This window comes from Bradyrhizobium frederickii, from assembly GCF_004570865.1.
Classification (GTDB): Bacteria; Pseudomonadota; Alphaproteobacteria; order Rhizobiales; family Xanthobacteraceae; genus Bradyrhizobium; species Bradyrhizobium frederickii.
Window position 1 is genome coordinate 108,780 of the sequence record NZ_SPQS01000012.1, and the last position, 17,606, is coordinate 126,385.

Genomic DNA, 17,606 nt, shown 5'->3' on the forward strand with positions numbered 1-17,606 from the left:
ACCGCGCGCGGCTTGCTAACGCGCGATTTTCATGTTGCAATATCGGACACAATCGGAATTGGCCGCTCGGCTGTGCGTTTCGCGACATTGAGACTCGAACAGACTTCCGGAAGCCCGTTTGTGGCGTGGCACGCGAAAAAGCGGCCGCGTCTTTTTTCTATCTAGTGGAGGAGACTAGCGATGCCGCAAAAGGGCACCGTCAAATGGTTCAACCCGACCAAGGGCTATGGGTTCATCAAGCCGAACGGCGGCGACAAGGATGTGTTCGTTCACATCTCCGCCGTCGAGCGCGCCGGACTCTCGACCCTCAACGAGAACCAGGTGGTTGAATACGACCTCGTGGAGAACCGCGGCAAAGCATCCGCGGAGAACCTCAAGGTCTCCTGATTTCTCTCGAAGCTGACACACGGGAGATCATGACGTTGCCCCCGGCTCTGCCGGGGGATTTTATTTGGGGCGAGCGCCGCGAGGACGGCGCTTCAGCCTACCACCGGCGCAATCAGGAAATTCTCAGACGGCCCGCTGCCATCCGTCTTGCAGACATCGCCCTCGATCCGGACCTTGCCGGTCGCGAGCAGCCGCAGCGCTTCGGGATAGATGCGGTGCTCGACTTCGAGGATGCGCTCCGACAGCGTATCTCCCGTGTCGTGGTCGCTGACGGGCACCGCGCCCTGCATCACGATCGGGCCGGCATCGGTCTCGGGGATCACGAAGTGCACCGTCGCCCCCGACAGCTTGACGCCGGCGCGCAACGCCTGGCCGTGCGGGTCGAGGCCGGGGAAGGACGGCAGCAGCGAGGGGTGGATGTTGAGCATCCGCCCGTACCAGGCCCTGGTGAATTCCGCCGTGAACAGGCGCATGAAGCCGCCGAGACAAATCAGCTCGATACCGTGCTCATCGAGCGCTGCCTGCAGCACCTTCTCGAAGCCGGCGCGATCCTTGCCGAACGGCTTGCTCTCGATCACCAGCGTGTTGACGCCGCTCGCTTTGGCCCGCTCGAGCCCGAGCGCATCGGCCTTGTTCGAGATGACGAGCGAGATCTCCGCCGGGAAATCCGCCGAGCTTGCGGCCCTGATCAGCGCGGCCATGTTGGAGCCGCGGCCGGAGATCAGGATGGCGACGCGGCGCTTCATCACAGCGCCAGATCGAGGTGGCCGTTATAGACGACGCGGTGCTCGCCCGCGGCCGGAATCACGGTGCCGAGCTGCGCCACGGTCTCGCCGGCGTCGGTGAAGACCTCGATCACCTTGTCGACCTTGTCGGGCTCGACGATCGCGATCATGCCGATGCCGCAGTTGAAGGTGCGCAGCATTTCCAGCTCGGCGATGCCGGCCTGCGCCGCCAGCCATTTGAACACCGGCAGCACCGGCAGACGGGCGAGGTCAATGCCGACGCCGAGATGCTGCGGCAGCACGCGCGGAATGTTGTCGGTGAAGCCGCCGCCGGTGATGTGGGCAAGGCCCTTCACTGCGCCGGTCTCGCGGATCGCGCGCAGGCAGGATTTGACGTAGAGCCGCGTCGGTGTCAGCAGCGCGCCGCCGAGCGTCATCACGGGTGCGAACGGCGCTTGCGCGGTGAAGCCGAGGCCTGATTGTTCCACGATCTTGCGGACCAGGGAAAAGCCGTTGGAATGCACGCCGGAAGAGGCAAGGCCAATCACGGCGTCGCCCGCCGCGATGTCCTTGCGCGGCAGCAGCGTACCGCGCTCGGCGGCACCGACGGCAAATCCGCCGAGATCGTAATCGCCGTCCTTGTACAGGCCGGGCATCTCGGCGGTCTCACCGCCGATCAGGGCGCAGCCGGATTCGCGGCAGCCTTCCGCGACGCCCGCAACGATCGAGGCCGTGGCCTCGGGGTCGAGCTTGCCGCAGGCGAAATAGTCCAGAAAGAACAACGGCTCGGCGCCCTGCACCACGAGATCGTTGACGCTCATGGCGACGAGGTCGATGCCGATCCCGCCGTGCAGCCCGGTCTCGATCGCGATCTTGACCTTGGTGCCGACGCCGTCGGTCGCGGCGACCAGGACCGGGTCCTTGAAACCGGCCGCCTTGAGGTCGAACAGGCCGCCGAAGCCGCCGATCTCGGCGTCGGCGCCCGGCCGTGCCGTGGCGCGCACCATCGGCTTGATCAGATCGACCAGGCGGTTGCCCGCGTCGATATCGACGCCTGAATCGGCGTAAGTGAGGCCGTTTTTGCGGTCGGTCATGCCCGATTTCCAGTGGGTTTGCGGCTGGTTACGTCGAATTCCGGGGACACGCAATGGCTCGCATGGCGCTCCTGCCTATACTATGTAGATATCAACCGGTTCAGCCTCCCGAGGGGCCGGATTCGAGGTCAGACCGGGTGCCGGGAAGCGCTTTCGTGAGTATTCCGAACATCATCACGCTGGGCCGCATCATGCTGGTCCCGATCATCGTCTGGGCCATCGTGTCGAGCCAAATGGAGGTCGCGTTCGCCGTCTTCCTGATCGCCGGTATCAGCGACGCCGTGGACGGCTTCCTGGCCAAGCGCTTCAACATGACGAGCGAGCTCGGGGCCCTGCTCGACCCGCTCGCGGACAAGGCGTTGCTGGTCTCGATCTACATGGCGCTGGGCATCTGGGGCGCGATCCCGCGCTGGATCGTGATCCTGGTGGTCTCGCGCGACATCATGATTGTCGCCGCCGTGATCGTATCCTGGCTGTTCGACCGGCCGGTCGAGATGAAGCCGTCGAAAGTGTCGAAGCTCAACACCGTTGCACAAGTGGCGTTCGCGGCGCTGGTGCTGGCGGCGCTTGCCTTCGGCTTCAAGCCGGCCCCTTATGATATCATCCTGATGGGCCTCGTCACGGTCTTCACGCTCTCCTCGGTGTCGCTCTATCTGGTCGAATGGCTGCGGCACATGAGTACGATCGAGGCCAAATGAGGGAATGCGGCCCCGCAAAAGGCCAACTCCCGCCCGATCAAGTCGGAATTCTCTTCAGACGGGCCGGCGCGCCGGCATGGAGCAAGACAAGCGTGGCAGGCCGCGTCCATCCCCGACAATTGGCGTTTTCGCTTCCGCATGCGGAGAGCCTCAGCCGGGACAATTTCCTCGAGGGCCCCGCCAACGCGGCCGGTGTGGCGCTGATCGACAGCTGGCCGGAATGGCCGAACCGGATCATGTGGCTCGCCGGCCCGGAAGGCAGCGGCAAGAGCCACCTCGCCGCGATCTGGGCCGAAATATCAGGCGCCCGCTCGACCGCCGCCAACGTCCTGACCGCCGCCGGCGTTCCGGGCGCGCTCGCCACCGGCGCCGTGGTGGTCGAGGATCTCCGGGCGGGCGATTTCGACGAACGCGCCCTCTTTCACCTGATGAACCTTGCCCGCGAGGACGGCGCCTACGTGCTCTTCACCGGACGCGAGCTGCCGGCCGCGCTGGAGATCGAGCTTCGCGACCTGCGCTCGCGTCTGCGCGCCGTGCCGGTGGTCACGCTGCTGCCCCCGGACGACCAGCTGTTCCGCGGCCTGATCGTGAAATTCTGCGCCGACCGCCAGCTCAACGTGGACGAGAGCGTGGTCAGCTATCTCGCCACCCGCCTGGAGCGGTCCTCGGCCGCCGCCCGCCAGGCCGTGGAACTGCTCGACAGCGAGGCCCTGCGGCTCGGCCGCCCCGTGACCCGGGCGCTGGCCGCCGAGCTACTCCGGGATGCCTGATCCCGCGCGCCCGCGCGCAGGCCGCGAGGCCCGCTTGACGCAGCGAAGCGGCGGAACATCAATGTCATCGAAACGTCATCGCTGTAACACATGCTCCCGCGGGTTTTGCGCATAGATCGCAAAGTGAGGCGAGACAGGATGGACAGACTTCTGATGGACTCTGCGCAAACCATTGAAACAAAAGAAAAAATCGTGGAAGTCGAGGGTCTGCCGGCGATCGCGTCCAGCCCCGAACGATTCATCAATCGCGAGCTCTCCTGGCTGCATTTCAACCGCCGCGTCCTGGAGGAATCGGTCAATTCCAACCACCCGATGCTGGAGCGGGTGCGATTCCTGTCGATTTCAGCAAATAACCTCGACGAATTCTTCATGGTCCGCGTCGCCGGCATCAAGGCCCAGGTGCGCGAGGGCATCGCCGAACGCAGCCCCGACGGCCTGACGCCGTCCGAGCAGCTCGCGCTGATCAACCGCACCGTGTCCGAACTTGCCTCCGACCAGCAGGCGATCTGGCGCGACCTGCGCGGCACGCTGGCCGATGCCGGCATCGTGCTGGTCGACGGCAAGGACGTCACCAAGGCGGAACGGACCTGGATCGAGGAGTACTTCCTCAACAACGTGTTCCCGCTGCTGACGCCGCTGGCGATCGACCCGGCGCACCCCTTCCCGTTCATCCCGAGCCTCGGCTTCACCATCGCGCTCCAGCTCACGCGCGCCGCCGACGGCAAGCAGATGAACGCGCTGATCCGCATGCCCGGCAAGATCGACCGCTTCATCCGCCTGCCGGCCGACGGCAAGATCGTTCGGCTGATCTCGCTGGAACAGGCAACCGCCCTGTTCATCAACCGCCTGTTCCCCGGCTACAATCTGCACGGCCAGGGCGCCTTCCGGATCATCCGCGACTCCGAGCTCGAAATCGAGGAAGAGGCGGAAGACCTCGTCCGCCTGTTCGAGACGGCGCTGAAGCGCCGCCGCCGCGGATCGGTGATCCGGCTCGAGATCGACGCCAAGATGCCGGAGCAGTTGCGCAACTTCGTTCAGCACGCGCTGTCGGCCGCCGACGACGAGGTCTTCCTGGTCGACGGCGTGCAGGCGATGAACGAGCTCTCGCAGCTCACCCGCATCGACCGTCCCGATCTTGAATTCACCCCTTACGTGCCGCGCCACCCCGAGCGTGTGCGCGAGCATGGCGGCGACATCTTTGCCGCGATCCGGCAGAAGGATCTCGTCGTCCATCATCCTTACGAATCCTTCGACGTCGTGGTGCAGTTCCTGCAGCAGGCCGCACGCGACCCCGATGTCGTCGCGATCAAGCAGACGCTCTACCGCACCTCCAACAACTCGCCGATCGTGCGCACGCTCGCCGAAGCCGCCGAGGCCGGCAAATCCGTCACGGCGCTGATCGAGCTGAAGGCGCGCTTCGACGAGGAAGCCAACATCCGCTGGGCGCGCGACCTTGAACGCGCCGGCGTGCAGGTCGTCTACGGCTTCCTTGAGCTGAAGACGCACGCAAAACTCTCGATGGTGGTGCGCCGCGAGGGTGGCAGCCTCACCACCTATGTTCATACCGGCACCGGCAACTATCACCCGGTCACCGCGCGCATCTACACCGATCTTTCCTACTTCACCTCCGATCCGACCATCGGCCGCGACGCCGCGCGCGTGTTCAATTTCATCACCGGCTACGCCGCGCCGAGCGATCTGGAAAAGATGGCGGTGTCGCCGCTGACCTTGCGCAAGCGCATCATCGAGCACATCCAGGGCGAGACCGCGCACGCGCGGCACGGCCGGCACGGCGCGGTCTGGATGAAGATGAATGCGCTGGTCGACCCCGATATCATCGACGCGCTCTACGAGGCCTCGCAGGCCGGCGTGCAGGTCGAGCTCGTGGTGCGCGGCATCTGTTGCCTGCGCCCCGGCATTCCCGGCCTATCCGAGAACATCCGGGTCAAATCGATCATCGGGCGCTTCCTGGAACACGGCCGAATCTACTGCTTCGGCATGGGCCAGGGCCTGCCGAGCGCCAAGGCGGCTGTGTATATCTCGTCCGCCGACATGATGCCGCGTAACCTCGACCGCCGCGTCGAGGTGCTGTGTCCGCTGCAAAATCCGACGGTGCATCAGCAGGTTCTCGAACAGATCATGGTCGCCAACCTGAAAGACAATGAACAGAGCTGGCAGTTGTTGCCGGACGGGTCCTCAACGCGTATGAAGACCGCGAAAGGCGAGGAGCCTTTCAACGTCCACAACTACTTCATGACAAATCCGAGTCTGTCTGGCCGTGGAAAGTCGCTCAAGGAATCCTCGCCGCGTCGTCTCACGCGCCGGAACGAACGCCATCCGTCCTGATCGGGGATTTCCGACGTGAAGCGGCCGCGCAAGCGCGGCTCGAGCGTCGCGGTCATCGACATCGGCTCCAACTCGGTCCGTCTCGTCGTCTACGAGGCGCTGGCGCGGAGTCTCATTCCGATCTTCAACGAGAAGACGCTGTGCGGTCTCGGGCGCGAGGTGCAGAGCACCGGCCTGCTCGCCCCCGACGCCGTCGACAAGGCGCTGACCTCGCTCAAGCGCTTTCGCGCCTTGTGCCGCGTGATGCAGGTCGGACGCGTGTTCGCGATCGCCACAGCCGCCTGCCGCGACGCCTCCAACGGCGCTGATTTCATCGCCAAGGCCGAGCGCATCTGCGCCGTGAAGATCGAGATCCTTTCGGGCCCGCGCGAGGCGCGGCTGTCGGCGCTCGGCGTGATCTCAGGCATCCATCATCCCGACGGCATCGTCGGCGACCTCGGCGGCGGCTCGCTCGAATTGATCGACGTGCGCAAGAACAGCGTGCGAAGCGGCGTGACCCTGCCGCTCGGCGGGCTTGCGCTACAGGATCTTGCGCACAGATCGCTCAAGCGCGCCGATCGCATCGTGCGCGAGGAGCTCGACGAGGTGCCGCAGCTGACCGCGGGCCGCGGCCGCAACTTCTACGCGGTCGGCGGTACCTGGCGCGCCCTCGCGCGCATTCATATCATCCAGAGCGGCTATCCGCTCCAGGTGATGCACGGCTATTCGCTGTCCGCGGCGGAGGCGCTCGACTTTTCCCGCAGGCTGCGGCGCCTGGCGGCCGCGAACATGCTCGCCGACATCGAGAGCGTTGCCGACGCGCGCCGCCCGCTCCTCACCTATGCGGCCCTGGTGCTCGAGCACATCATCCGGGTGGCGAAGCCGAAGACCATCGTGTTCTCGACCTTCGGCGTGCGCGAGGGCCTGCTGCACGAGAAGCTGCCGGAGGCGGAACGCAACAAGGACGGCCTGATCTGCGCCGCGGAGGAGCTGAACCAGCTGCTGTCGCGCTCGGCGAAGCACGCCCGCGAGCTGATCGCCTGGACCGATCGCCTCGTGCGCGTGGTCAAGCTGCGCGAGACCGAGGAAGACCGGCGGCTGCGCCACACCGCGTGCCTCTTGTCCGATATCGGCTGGCGCGTGCATCCGGATCACCGCGGCGAGCAGACGCTGAGCCTCGTCGTCAACGGCAATTTCGGCGCGATCACCCACACCGAGCGCGCCTTCGTCGGCCTGTCGGTGTTCTATCGCTATGCGGGCCTCAGCGAAGAAAATCAGCCGCCCGTCACCACGCAGGAGCTGCTGACGCCGGCACAGCTCGAACGCGCGCGTCTCTTGGGCGCGGCGTTCCGCGTCGCGCATCTGATCTCGGCGGCACGTCCGGGTGTCTTGCCCGCCACGCATTTCCGCAGCCAGGGACGCAAATTAATGCTGGTGTTCGAGCACCGCCTCGGCGACCTCGTCGCCGACCGCGTCGGCAGCCGTTTCCGCCAGCTCGCCCGCCTGATTGGCCGCGCCGGCTCGATCGTGCGGCGCTGACGAACAGAACAGGTGTCAAGCGAGCGGCTGGGGTTCTTCAATCAGCAGCAGCCATCCGATCGCGGCTGCCCGCCGGCGCGACGATGGCTTGCAGTCCACCGAGCTCGGACTCGGCGAGAATGAGCTGCCATCCATAGGCACTGAGCACGTCCTGAACGATCGCGAGGCCGAGGCCGGCCCCTTCGCCACGCTCGTCCAGCCTGACCCCGCGTTCGAGCACGCGTGAACGTTCGGCGGGCGCGATGCCCGGACCATCATCCTCGACCGTGATCGCCGGTTTCGCCGCATCCGCGACTATGCGCACTTCGCTCTTGGCGTGACGAGCGGCGTTTTCCAAGAGATTGCCCAGCACTTCCGCCAGATCAGTGCGATCGAGCGGCACGCTCGGCTCGCCCGTCATGCAGGTCTTGAAGGCGAGCCGCTGTGCCGCAGGCGTACGCGCCAGCGTCAGGATCAGGGACTGGACAAGCGGTCTGAGCGGCGTGGAAATACCGCCGCGCAGGCGTGCCGTCCCCCTCGCCCGCGCACGTGCCAGCTCGCGGTCGACGTGACGGCTCATTGTCTCGCCGACGGCCTCGATTGCCTGCGCGACCTCCTTCTCACCGCGCTGACGCAACAGCGCGACATCGGCCGCGAGTGCGGCAAGCGGCGTCTTCAGCCCGTGTGCCAGGTCGGCGGCGCGGCTGCGCGACCGTTCGATTTCGCGTTCCTGGGCGTCGATCAGGCTGTTGACCTCTTCCACCAGCGGCTTCACCTCAGTCGGGACCTCGACGGGGAGATGCTTGCGCTGCCCGGAGCGGACGTCCGCGACGCCGCGGCGAAGTGCGTCCAGCGGATGAAGGCCGAGGCCGACCTGGATCGAGGTGGCCGCCGCCAGCACCAGCCCCAGCACGCCAAGCGCCAGCGCCAGATCCCTGGCGAAATGCGAGGCGGCGGCCGACACGCGGGCGAGATCGGCCGCCACCGCGACACGCACCGGCGCGCGGCGGTCGCCCAGGGTAAGCATCACGCGGCGTTCGCTGACCAGGAGCCGCGCGTCGGCGGGTCCAGGGATGACATGACGATGCAATTCGCGAGGCGACGGCTCATCCCGCGGCAGGTCCAACGCCGTGTCCCAGAGCGAACGTGAACGCAGCACCTGACCGCCATCGTCCGATACCTGCCAGTACAAGCCCGAAAGAGGGTCGGCAAAACGAGGATCGGCCGGCGGCCGGCCGACCACCAGCCTGCCCTGCGCGTCGGCGTCGATACCCGCGACGAGTTGCTTCAGATAAACGTCGAGATCCTCGCCGATGGTGCGCGCGACATGGCGTTCGAACAGCAACGTCAGCCCGGCGCCGGCAATCGTCAGCGCGACCAGGATAGCTACGAGTCCGCCAGCGACCAGTCGCAGCCGCAGCGAGCCCCAGCTCATGGCGTCGTCTCCGGTACCAGATAGCCGAAGCCGCGTCGGGTCTCGATCAGGTCGGCACCGAGCTTCTTGCGCACGCGGCCGATCAGCACTTCGAGCGCATTCGACTCGTGGTCCTCGCCGTGGCCATAGACGTTTTCATCGAGCTCCTGCTGCGATACGACGCGGCCGCGATGGTGCAGGAGAAAGGCGATCAGGCGGTATTCCAACGGCGACAACGCGACGGGTACCCCGCGCAGCATCACCTTCATTTGACGCTCGTCGAGCTCGACCTCGCCGGCGATGATCCGTGGCGAGGCATGCCCCGCCGAGCGGCGCACGATCGAGCGCAGCCGCGCCAGCAATTCCTCCATGCGAAACGGTTTCGGCAGGTAATCGTCGGCGCCCGCGTCGATGCCATCGACGCGCTCGGCCCAGCTGCCGCGCGCCGTCAGGATCAGCACCGGCATAGACCGCCCATTCGCGCGCCAGCGCTTGAGCACCGCCAGACCGTCCATGCCGGGCAAGCCGAGATCGAGGACGATCGCGCCGTAATCCTCGGTGTCACCGCGGAACCAGGCTTCCTCGCCGTTGCCGACGGTCTCGACCACATAACCGGCCGCGCGGAGCGCCCTCTCCACATCGGCCGCGATCCGTCGATCGTCCTCCACGAGCAGCACGCGCATCACTTCTCCTTGATGCGTTCGATCTCGCCGCTACGCGCGTCCACATGCGCTTCGTAGAGCCGGCCCTTGTCGTCAACCAGGCGAAACTCGTAAATCCAGCGGCCGCGCTCACGCTCTATCTCGACCCCCGCAACCTCGCCCGGCAGCTTGCCACGGAGCGAGGCGAGAATGTCGGCGAGCGACTTGATCTCGCCGGCCTCGACTGCGCGGCGAACCGCGTCCGGCGCGCCCTTATCGTGGTCGCCTGCGGCCGCAGGCATCGGCGCGAGCAGGAATCCTGCCAGCAGCGGCACCGCGAGGAATTCCAGAAAGCCTGAGGATTGCATTGGCAGAGAATGCCCCAATCGACCTGACAAATTGCTGACGTGGATCAACAGGCGGCCGTCAGGGCGGTTCTGGCACTGTCCGCCCATCGCCTCGCCGCATGACGCGGCCGGGCGCCACAAGCTGGAGAGAACATGCGCAAGATCACCATCATCGCCGCCACCGCCGCCTTGCTCGCAGCCGCCGCGACCGCTCACGCCGGCAGCCTCGGGCGTCCCTGCACTGCGGCGCCGCAGACCAGCTGGCTGTCGATCGAGCAATTGCAGTCCAAGATCGAAGCCCAGGGCTACAAGGTCCAGAAGGCCAAGCTCAAGAACGCCTGCGGCGAGCTCTACACGATCGACAAGTCCGGCAGCCGGGTCGAATTGTTCGTCGATCCGACCAGCGGCCGGATCGTCGGTCAGCTGTAAGGGGCCGCATCATGAGCGCCATTCACGATACGGTCGTAGCCGGCGGCGCCAAGCCGCCGGCTACGGTAAAGGTCTGGGACCTTTTCGTGCGCGTATTCCATTGGTCGCTGGCCGGGCTGTTTCTGCTCGCCTATGCGACCGGGGACGAGATAGAAAAGATCCATATCGCCGCCGGCTACACCATTGCCGGGTTGCTTGCGCTCCGGATCGTGTGGGGCTTCGTGGGACCGCGCCATGCACGCTTCAGCGACTTCGTGCGCTCGCCGCGCGCGGTGCTCGCCTATATGCGCGATGTGGCGCTGCTCAGGGCGCCACGCTTTCTTGGCCACAATCCTGCCGGCGGCATGATGGTCGTGGCGCTGATCGTCATGCTGATCGGCACCTGCACCACCGGCTACATGATGACGACCGACAGCTTCTGGGGAGCGAAATGGGTGGAGGAGGTCCATGAGGCGTTCGCCAACCTCACGATCGGCCTCGTGGTCGTCCATGTGCTTGGCGTCCTGCTGGCAAGCTTCGAGCACCGTGAGAGCCTGGTGACGGCGATGATCACGGGAAGGAAGCGTCCATCATGAGCGAGGTCGGTTGGCCTGCCCGCCCCCTTTCCGAAAGGCGCGACGACAGCTTGACCTCTGCGGCCATGAAGCAATCGACTGAGATCAACCGAAGCGCGCCACGAACGGCGAGCAGCCTTCCAAAGGGGCTGGCCCGCTTGAGGCAAATCAACCCATCGATGCTCCGGTGGGCTAAGCGAAACCTGCAATCGATCAGCGCTTCGCTCGCCTCCAGGTCTGGGTTTTTCCTCATGCGAGTCCGTCGCAGAACTCTCCCTCTCACCTCGTCCGGGGGCGTGCTCGTTCGTGCGCTCTTCGCCGTTGCATTGAGCCTGCTGAGTTCGGCATCGATGGCGCAGGACGAGGTGAAGCTGAGCGATGCGCAGGCGCGCAATCTCGGCGTCCGGGTAACCCATCCGGTTGCCAGCCGGACCGATCTGACGCTGCCTTACCCGGTCCAGATCATGGTCCCCACACCGCAATTGTGGGTTGTCAGCGCGCCGGTGGCGGGCATGGTCGCCAATCTCCTGGTCGGGCGCGGCGATCGCGCCACGGCCGGCCAGCCGCTGGTCACCCTGGAGAGTCCAAGCTTCGTCTCCCAGCAACGCGACTATTTGCACGCGATCGCGCAGGAGCATCTCGCCAGCCAGCAACTCAAGCGGAACGTCGATCTGTTCGAGGGCAAGGCCGTGCCGCAACGCGTGCTGGAGGCGAGCCAGGCCGAAGCGCGCCAGGCGGCTCTCGTCGTCGCCGAACGGCGCCAGATGCTGCGCCTCAGCGGGATGTCGGACGATGCCATTTCCCGACTGGCCCAGGAAGCGGCGATCAGCGGCACGCTCACGGTCAATGCGCCGCAAACCGCGTCCGTGGTCGAGGTCGCGGTGTCGCCAGGGCAGCGGCTCGAACAATCCGCGCCGCTGGTCAAGCTGGCGCGGCTGTCGCCGCTGTGGGCCGAGATCGCAGTTCCCGCCGCCAATATTCGAGCGATCCGCACCGGCGCGAAAGTCGAGATCGAGGGCTATTCCACGCCCGGCACGGTCGTGCTGGTCTCCGAGACCATCGACCCTGCCACCCAGACCATCCTGGTGCGCGCGGAGGTCCCCAACGACGGCGAGCTGCATCCCGGTCAGACCACCGCGGCCCGCATCGGCTTTCTTTCCGCCGGCGAAAGCGCCTTTGAGATTCCCTATAGCGGGCTGATCCGGAGGGGCGAGCAGACCTCGGTCTTCGTCGCCTTCGACGGCGGCTTCCGCCTGGTCCCGGTCAAGCTGCTCGCTGAGGATCAGGATCACGTCGTCGTGTCGGGCCCGATTACGGACCGGGATGCGATCGCGATCGGCGGCATCTCGGCGCTTCGCGGCATTCTCTTAGGCCTGGGACAATAGATGCTCCGCCGCCTGGTTGCGTTCGCGTTGTCGCAGCGGCTGTTCGTGATGCTGAGCGTGCTGCTGCTGATCGGCGCGGGCGCTGTCCTCCTGCCCGGCCTGCCGATCGACGCCTTTCCCGACGTCTCGCCGGTTCAGGTGAAGATCATCATGAAGGCGCCGGGCCTCACCCCCGAAGAAGTCGAGCAGCGCATTACCGTCCCCGTCGAGCTCGAGCTGCTCGGATTGCCGAACAAGAAGGTGCTTCGTTCGACCACGAAATACGCGCTGGCCGACATCACCGTCGATTTCGAGGACGGCACCGACATCTACTGGGCACGCAACCAGGTCTCGGAGCGCCTGTCGAACATCTCGCGCGACTTCCCGGAAGGGGTGAGCGGCGGTCTGGCGCCGATCACGAGCCCCCTCGGCGAGATGTTCATGTTCACCATCGACAGTCCCGAGCTTTCGCTCGCCGAGCGCCGGACCCTGCTCGACTGGGTGATCCGCCCCGCGCTGCGGACCGTGCCCGGCGTTGCCGACGTCAATGCGCTCGGCGGCTATGTCCGCGCCTTCGAGATCGTGCCGCGCAACGACGCGCTGGCGGCGCGCGGCATTTCCTACGACCTGTTTCGCCGAGCCATCGAAGCCAACAGCCGCAACGACGGCGCCGGACGGGTGAACCAGGGCGAGGACAGCGCGCTGGTTCGGATCGAAGGCAGCATCCGTTCGATCGAGGACATCAAGGCCATCGTGGTCGACACCCGCGAGGGTGTGCCGATCCTGGTCAACGACGTCGCGACCGTCAAAGTCGGGACGCTGACGCGCTATGGCGCCGTCACGGCGGACGGCCGCGGCGAAACCGTCGAGGGGCTCGTCCTCGGCCTGCGCGGCGCCAACGCGGGTCAGCTCATCCGCGACGTACGCGCCCGGCTCGCCGAGCTACACGGCTCTCTGCCCAAGAGCGTTTCGATCAACGTGTTCTATGACCGCAGCCGCCTGGTCAATCGCGCCGTCGGCACCGTGGTGCGGGCCCTCGGCGAGGCCACCGCTCTCGTCATCGTTCTTCTGCTGCTCTTCCTCGGCAATTGGCGGGCTTCGCTCGTGATCGCGCTCAGCCTGCCGCTCGCCATCGTGATCGCGTTGATCATCATGCGCGTGGTGGGAATGTCGGCCAACCTGATGAGTCTCGGCGGACTTGCGATCGCGATCGGCATGCTGATCGACGCCCTGGTGGTCGTGGTCGAGAACATCGTCGGCAACCTCGGCAAGCACGAACCGGGCAAGTCTCTCCCGCTGATCCACCTGATCTACCGTTCGGTTTGCGAAGTGCTGGAGCCGGTCGCCTCGGGCGTGCTCATCATCATCATCGTGTTCGTCCCCCTGCTGACGCTGCAGGGGCTGGAGGGCAAGCTGTTCATCCCGGTCGCGCTGGCCATCATTTTCGCGCTGGCCGGCTCGCTGCTGCTGGCGCTCACCGTGATCCCGGTCGCGACCTCCTTCGTGCTCAAGTCCGCCTCGCATCGCGATCCCCTGCTGGTACGTGCGGCCCAACGGGTCTACGCGCCGGCACTGGACTGGGCCTTGAACAACGAGCGCAAGGTGATGGCGGCCGCCCTGATCGGCCTGGTCGCGGCGGGCTTCGCCTATACCAAGCTCGGCAAGACCTTCATGCCGACGATGGACGAAGGCGATGTCATCGTCAGCGTGGAGACGCTTCCCTCCGTCAACCTCGACGAGTCGCTTGCCATGAACGCCAGGCTCCAGACCGCGCTTTTGGCCGTGCCTGATATTGCCGGCATCGTCGCCCGCACCGGATCGGACGAGCTTGGCCTCGACCCCATGGGTCCCAACCAGACCGACACGTTCCTCGTGCTCAAGCCGGCGGCCGAGCGCGCGACCGACAACCGCGAGGCCCTGCTGCAGAAGCTTCGCGAGGTCCTGACCGGCTTTCCCGGCATCTCGCTCAGCTTCACCCAGCCCATCGACATGCGCGTGCAGGAGATGATCAGCGGCGTGCGCGGCGACGTCGCCGTCAAGATCTTCGGCCCCGACATCGCCAGGCTGAATGAAACCGCGGCAAGACTGTCGGCGATCCTCTCCAGCATCGACGGGGCCGAGGACGTCTACACCACGCTGAACGAAGGCGCTCAATATTACACGGTCGCGGTCAATCGCATGGAGGCCGGCCGCCTCGGTCTGACCGTGGACTCCATCGTCAACTCGCTGCGAACCCAGATCGAGGGCCGAACCATCGGGACCGCGCTCGAGGAGGGACGCCGCACGCCGATCCTGGTCCGGGGCGGCGAGACGACGCGGGAAGCGCCGACGCTGCTGGCGAGCCTGCCGCTGACGCTGGCCTCGGGACAGCATGTCGCGTTGTCACAGGTCGCCCGCATCCAGCGCGTCGACGGTCCGGTGAAGATCGACCGCGAGGACGGCGCCCGCATGAGCGTGGTGCGCGCCAACGTGCGCGGCCGCGACATGGTCGGCTTCGTCGAAGCCGGGCGCCAGAAGGTGGCGACCGAGCTGCCGCTTCCGAACGGCTACCGGCTGACCTGGGGCGGACAGTTCGAGAATCAGCAACGCGCCGCCGCGCGCCTGTCGATCGTGGTTCCCGTCGCGATCGGCCTGATCTTCGTGCTGCTGTTCACCACGTTCGGCGCCATCCGCCAGGCCTTGCTGGTGCTCGTCAACATTCCCTTTGCCTTGATCGGCGGCGTCTTCGCCCTGGTGGTGACGGGTGAGTACCTGTCGGTGCCGGCCTCGGTCGGATTCATCGCGCTGCTCGGCATCGCCGTGCTCAACGGCGTCGTCCTGGTGTCCTATTTCAATCAGCTGCGCGCCCACGGCCTCCCCGAGCACCGCATCGTCGTCGAGGGCGCCATGCGCAGGCTGCGGCCCGTGCTGATGACCGCGAGCATCACGGCGCTGGGCCTGATCCCGCTGCTGTTCGCATCCGGTCCGGGATCCGAGGTGCAGCGGCCGCTCGCTATCGTCGTGATTGGAGGATTGCTGTCCTCCACCCTGCTCACCCTGATTCTCCTGCCGATCCTGTATCGCCGCTACGGCGGCACGTCGAAGGTGGCGAAATGATCGACCAGCTTGTCTGCCTCACGCTGATCGTGCCGCATCGGCTCCGCGACGAGGTGTTCGACCATCTCGCCGAACAGAGCGATCTGGTTTCCGGATTCACGGCCACGCCGGGCTCGGGTCACGGCACCGAGGTTCGATTGCATACGGCCGCCGAACGCGTGAAGGGCCATGCCGACCAGACCGTCGTGCAAGTGGTGCTGCCAGGAAAAGAGGCGGGCCGGCTGCTCGACCGTCTGCGGGTTTCGTTCGCCGGAACCAAGCTGGTCTACTGGACGACGCCGGTCATGGAACTCGGCAGGATCGACTGAGAGGTCGGCCTATTCGGCCGACGCCCTGGCGTGGCGCTCGGACGATTCCAGCGCGGCGGCGGTCAGTTTGCGCCGGCGCCAGATGGTGCCGACCACCAGCACGACGATGACGCCGAGCGCTGCGCAGAAATATTCGCCGCCGGCGCCGCCATGGCCGAATTGCGGCGGAATCCGCAAGGCACCGAGCATGCTGTCGAGCGAGGCGCCGAACGGACCGTCGAACAGCGCGTGCAGCCTGGGCGCGACGCCGGGATCGGTCGCCATCACCTCGCCCGCGATCCAGCCGAGCAGCGCCGCACCGGCCCAGACCAGCACCGGCAGCTTTTCGAGCAGCGCCATGATCAGCGCCGCGCCGGCGACGATCAGCGGCACGCTGATGGCAAGGCCGAGGATCAGGAGCGGCACGCTGCCATTGGCAGCGGCAGCCACCGCAATGACGTTGTCGAGACTCATGACGATGTCGGCGACCACGACGATCTGGATGGCGTGCCACAGATGCGCGGCGGCGTCGACGTCGTCCTCGTCCTCGTGTTCCGGCACCAGGAGCTTGGCCGCGATCACGATCAGCGCGAGTCCGCCGATCAGCTTGAGGTAAGGCAGCTCCATCAGCGTTGCGACGATGCCGGTGAAGATGATCCGCAGCGTCACCGCCGCGCCGGCGCCGAAGATCATGCCCCACAGCCGGTGTCGCGGCGAGAGGCCGCGGCAGGCCAGCGCAATCACCAGCGCGTTGTCGCCGGAGAGCAGGATGTTGATCCAGATGATCTTGCCGACCGCGATCCAGAAGGTCGGCGCAGCCATCTCGTTGCGAAACTGGGTGAAGAACGCCCCGATCGTCGCGGGATCGAAGATCTGCCAGAGCCAGTCCACAATGAGTCCTTTCGTCCGGTCTTTAACTTACGGCGGATTGATCAGCCGACGATCTCGTTGCCCGAGAAGAACTGCGCGATCTCGATCGCGGCCGTCTCCGGCGCATCCGAGCCGTGCACCGAATTCTCGCCGATCGACTTGGCGTAGAGCTTGCGGACGGTGCCCTCGGCCGCCTTGGCCGGATCGGTCGCGCCCATCACCTCGCGGTACTTGGCGATCGCGCCCTCGCCTTCCAGCACCTGCACCACGACCGGACCGGAGGTCATGAACTCGACGAGCTCGCCGAAGAACGGGCGCGCCTTGTGGACGGCATAGAAGGTCTCGGCCTGTTCCTTGGTCATGCGGATGCGCTTCTGCGCGACGATACGCAGGCCCGCCTTTTCGATCACGGCATTGACGGCGCCGGTCAGGTTACGCGCGGTCGCGTCGGGCTTGATGATCGAGAAAGTGCGTTCGATGGCCATGATCTTGTCCTTGGGAAGAAAGCGGTGATTGCCGGGTTGCGGGGCTTATATCGGCGCCTTTGCCGGACGGCAAGCGAGCGCCCAAAGCCTCTCACAGGCGCTTCGCCGCAGGCGGCCCGGCCGGATCTAGGCATGAATTACCGAGATTTCACCCAGATGAACCGAATCTGAAGCCTCCATTCAGGCTTTGGTTCGGCCTGCCGGCTTATGCTCCTTCCATCGAAACCCAAGCCTGATCACAAGCCTGACCATCAGGCGGACGTTTCGGCGGCCTTTCCATCGACGCGGATTGCCCCCGCGCCGGCAGTTTTGAGGAGATCACCATGTTGAGGAAACTTTCGCTTGCCGCTGTCGCTGCGGTTGCGCTCGGTGCCGCGCTGGCCCCGACCTCGGCCTCCGCTCACTGGCATGGCGGCGGCCCGGGCTGGCATGGCGGTGGCGGCTGGCACGGCGGCTACCGCTGGGGCGGACCGCGCTTCTATGCCCCGGTCTCCTACGGTTATGGCGGGTGCTATGTGCGCCGGCTGGTCCCGACCCCCTGGGGACCCCGCTGGCGGCTGATCAACCGCTGCTACTGAGCCCGACAGCACCTTTCTAATCCC

The 17,606-nt window shown here is 66.1% G+C and carries 18 protein-coding genes; 11 read left to right on the forward strand and 7 right to left on the reverse strand.

The features are described 5' to 3' along the window. Window positions 1-180: 180 nt before the first annotated feature. Complete coding sequence (locus E4K64_RS21755) at window positions 181-387, forward strand: cold-shock protein (protein WP_018645416.1); 207 nt, start codon at window positions 181-183, stop codon at window positions 385-387. Window positions 388-479: 92 nt separating this feature from the next. Here E4K64_RS21755 and purN read toward each other — a convergent pair whose 3' ends face one another. Both purN and purM read right to left on the reverse strand, forming a co-directional pair. Beyond that, window positions 480-1,133 (reverse strand): phosphoribosylglycinamide formyltransferase, encoded by a 654-nt coding sequence (gene purN, locus E4K64_RS21760; RefSeq protein WP_167772175.1) that lies wholly within the window; start codon window positions 1,131-1,133, stop codon window positions 480-482. Then, on the reverse strand, window positions 1,133-2,206 hold the full coding sequence (purM, locus tag E4K64_RS21765) for a phosphoribosylformylglycinamidine cyclo-ligase (RefSeq protein WP_135165359.1): 1,074 nt from the start codon (window positions 2,204-2,206) through the stop codon (window positions 1,133-1,135). The genes purN and purM overlap by 1 nt, the downstream gene beginning before the upstream one ends. A 155-nt stretch (window positions 2,207-2,361) precedes the next feature. Here purM and E4K64_RS21770 point away from each other — a divergent pair, with 155 nt between their 5' ends. The 4 genes from E4K64_RS21770 (at window position 2,362) to ppx (ending at window position 7,538) form a co-directional block, all read left to right on the forward strand. Beyond that, on the forward strand, window positions 2,362-2,904 hold the full coding sequence (locus E4K64_RS21770; RefSeq protein ID WP_025035876.1) for a CDP-alcohol phosphatidyltransferase family protein: 543 nt from the start codon (window positions 2,362-2,364) through the stop codon (window positions 2,902-2,904). Between the two features lie 92 nt (window positions 2,905-2,996). Continuing rightward, complete coding sequence (locus E4K64_RS21775; protein WP_135165360.1) at window positions 2,997-3,674, forward strand: P-loop NTPase family protein; 678 nt, start codon at window positions 2,997-2,999, stop codon at window positions 3,672-3,674. Between the two features lie 153 nt (window positions 3,675-3,827). After that, window positions 3,828-6,020 (forward strand): RNA degradosome polyphosphate kinase, encoded by a 2,193-nt coding sequence (locus E4K64_RS21780; protein WP_167772187.1) that lies wholly within the window; start codon window positions 3,828-3,830, stop codon window positions 6,018-6,020. 15 nt (window positions 6,021-6,035) lie between these two features. Continuing rightward, complete coding sequence (ppx, locus tag E4K64_RS21785) at window positions 6,036-7,538, forward strand: exopolyphosphatase (protein WP_135165361.1); 1,503 nt, start codon at window positions 6,036-6,038, stop codon at window positions 7,536-7,538. A gap of 37 nt (window positions 7,539-7,575) precedes the next feature. Here the strand turns inward: ppx and E4K64_RS21790 are convergent, their stop codons facing one another. From E4K64_RS21790 to E4K64_RS21800, 3 genes are read right to left on the reverse strand one after another with little or no spacing between them, the layout of a single operon-like run. Next, window positions 7,576-8,952 (reverse strand): sensor histidine kinase, encoded by a 1,377-nt coding sequence (locus E4K64_RS21790; protein WP_135165362.1) that lies wholly within the window; start codon window positions 8,950-8,952, stop codon window positions 7,576-7,578. Further along, entirely contained in the window at window positions 8,949-9,614 is a 666-nt protein-coding gene (locus E4K64_RS21795) for a response regulator transcription factor (protein WP_126258438.1), read from the reverse strand. The genes E4K64_RS21790 and E4K64_RS21795 overlap by 4 nt, the downstream gene beginning before the upstream one ends. Continuing rightward, entirely contained in the window at window positions 9,614-9,988 is a 375-nt protein-coding gene (locus E4K64_RS21800; protein WP_430642522.1) for a PepSY domain-containing protein, read from the reverse strand. Before E4K64_RS21800 ends, E4K64_RS21795 begins: the two co-directional genes overlap by 1 nt. An 84-nt stretch (window positions 9,989-10,072) precedes the next feature. Here E4K64_RS21800 and E4K64_RS21805 point away from each other — a divergent pair, with 84 nt between their 5' ends. The 5 genes from E4K64_RS21805 (at window position 10,073) to E4K64_RS21825 (ending at window position 15,670) form a co-directional block, all read left to right on the forward strand. After that, complete coding sequence (locus E4K64_RS21805; RefSeq protein ID WP_135165363.1) at window positions 10,073-10,348, forward strand: PepSY domain-containing protein; 276 nt, start codon at window positions 10,073-10,075, stop codon at window positions 10,346-10,348. 11 nt (window positions 10,349-10,359) lie between these two features. Then, complete coding sequence (locus E4K64_RS21810) at window positions 10,360-10,923, forward strand: cytochrome b/b6 domain-containing protein (RefSeq protein WP_126258441.1); 564 nt, start codon at window positions 10,360-10,362, stop codon at window positions 10,921-10,923. Between the two features lie 329 nt (window positions 10,924-11,252). Further along, a complete protein-coding gene (locus tag E4K64_RS21815; RefSeq protein WP_235884747.1) occupies window positions 11,253-12,287 on the forward strand; it encodes an efflux RND transporter periplasmic adaptor subunit in 1,035 nt (344 codons plus the stop codon). Continuing rightward, window positions 12,288-15,362 (forward strand): efflux RND transporter permease subunit, encoded by a 3,075-nt coding sequence (locus E4K64_RS21820; protein ID WP_135165365.1) that lies wholly within the window; start codon window positions 12,288-12,290, stop codon window positions 15,360-15,362. After that, window positions 15,359-15,670 carry a DUF3240 family protein gene (locus tag E4K64_RS21825; protein ID WP_135165366.1) on the forward strand — a complete coding sequence of 104 codons (312 nt, stop codon included), beginning with the start codon at window positions 15,359-15,361 and terminating at the stop codon, window positions 15,668-15,670. Before E4K64_RS21820 ends, E4K64_RS21825 begins: the two co-directional genes overlap by 4 nt. A gap of 9 nt (window positions 15,671-15,679) precedes the next feature. Here the strand turns inward: E4K64_RS21825 and E4K64_RS21830 are convergent, their stop codons facing one another. Both E4K64_RS21830 and ndk read right to left on the reverse strand, forming a co-directional pair. Beyond that, complete coding sequence (locus tag E4K64_RS21830; protein ID WP_135165367.1) at window positions 15,680-16,540, reverse strand: TerC family protein; 861 nt, start codon at window positions 16,538-16,540, stop codon at window positions 15,680-15,682. 41 nt (window positions 16,541-16,581) lie between these two features. Further along, window positions 16,582-17,004, reverse strand: coding sequence for a nucleoside-diphosphate kinase (ndk, locus tag E4K64_RS21835; RefSeq protein ID WP_135165368.1), 423 nt, complete (start codon window positions 17,002-17,004; stop codon window positions 16,582-16,584). Between the two features lie 323 nt (window positions 17,005-17,327). Here ndk and E4K64_RS21840 point away from each other — a divergent pair, with 323 nt between their 5' ends. Then, complete coding sequence (locus E4K64_RS21840) at window positions 17,328-17,582, forward strand: sulfur globule protein precursor (protein WP_135165369.1); 255 nt, start codon at window positions 17,328-17,330, stop codon at window positions 17,580-17,582. Window positions 17,583-17,606: the final 24 nt, after the last annotated feature.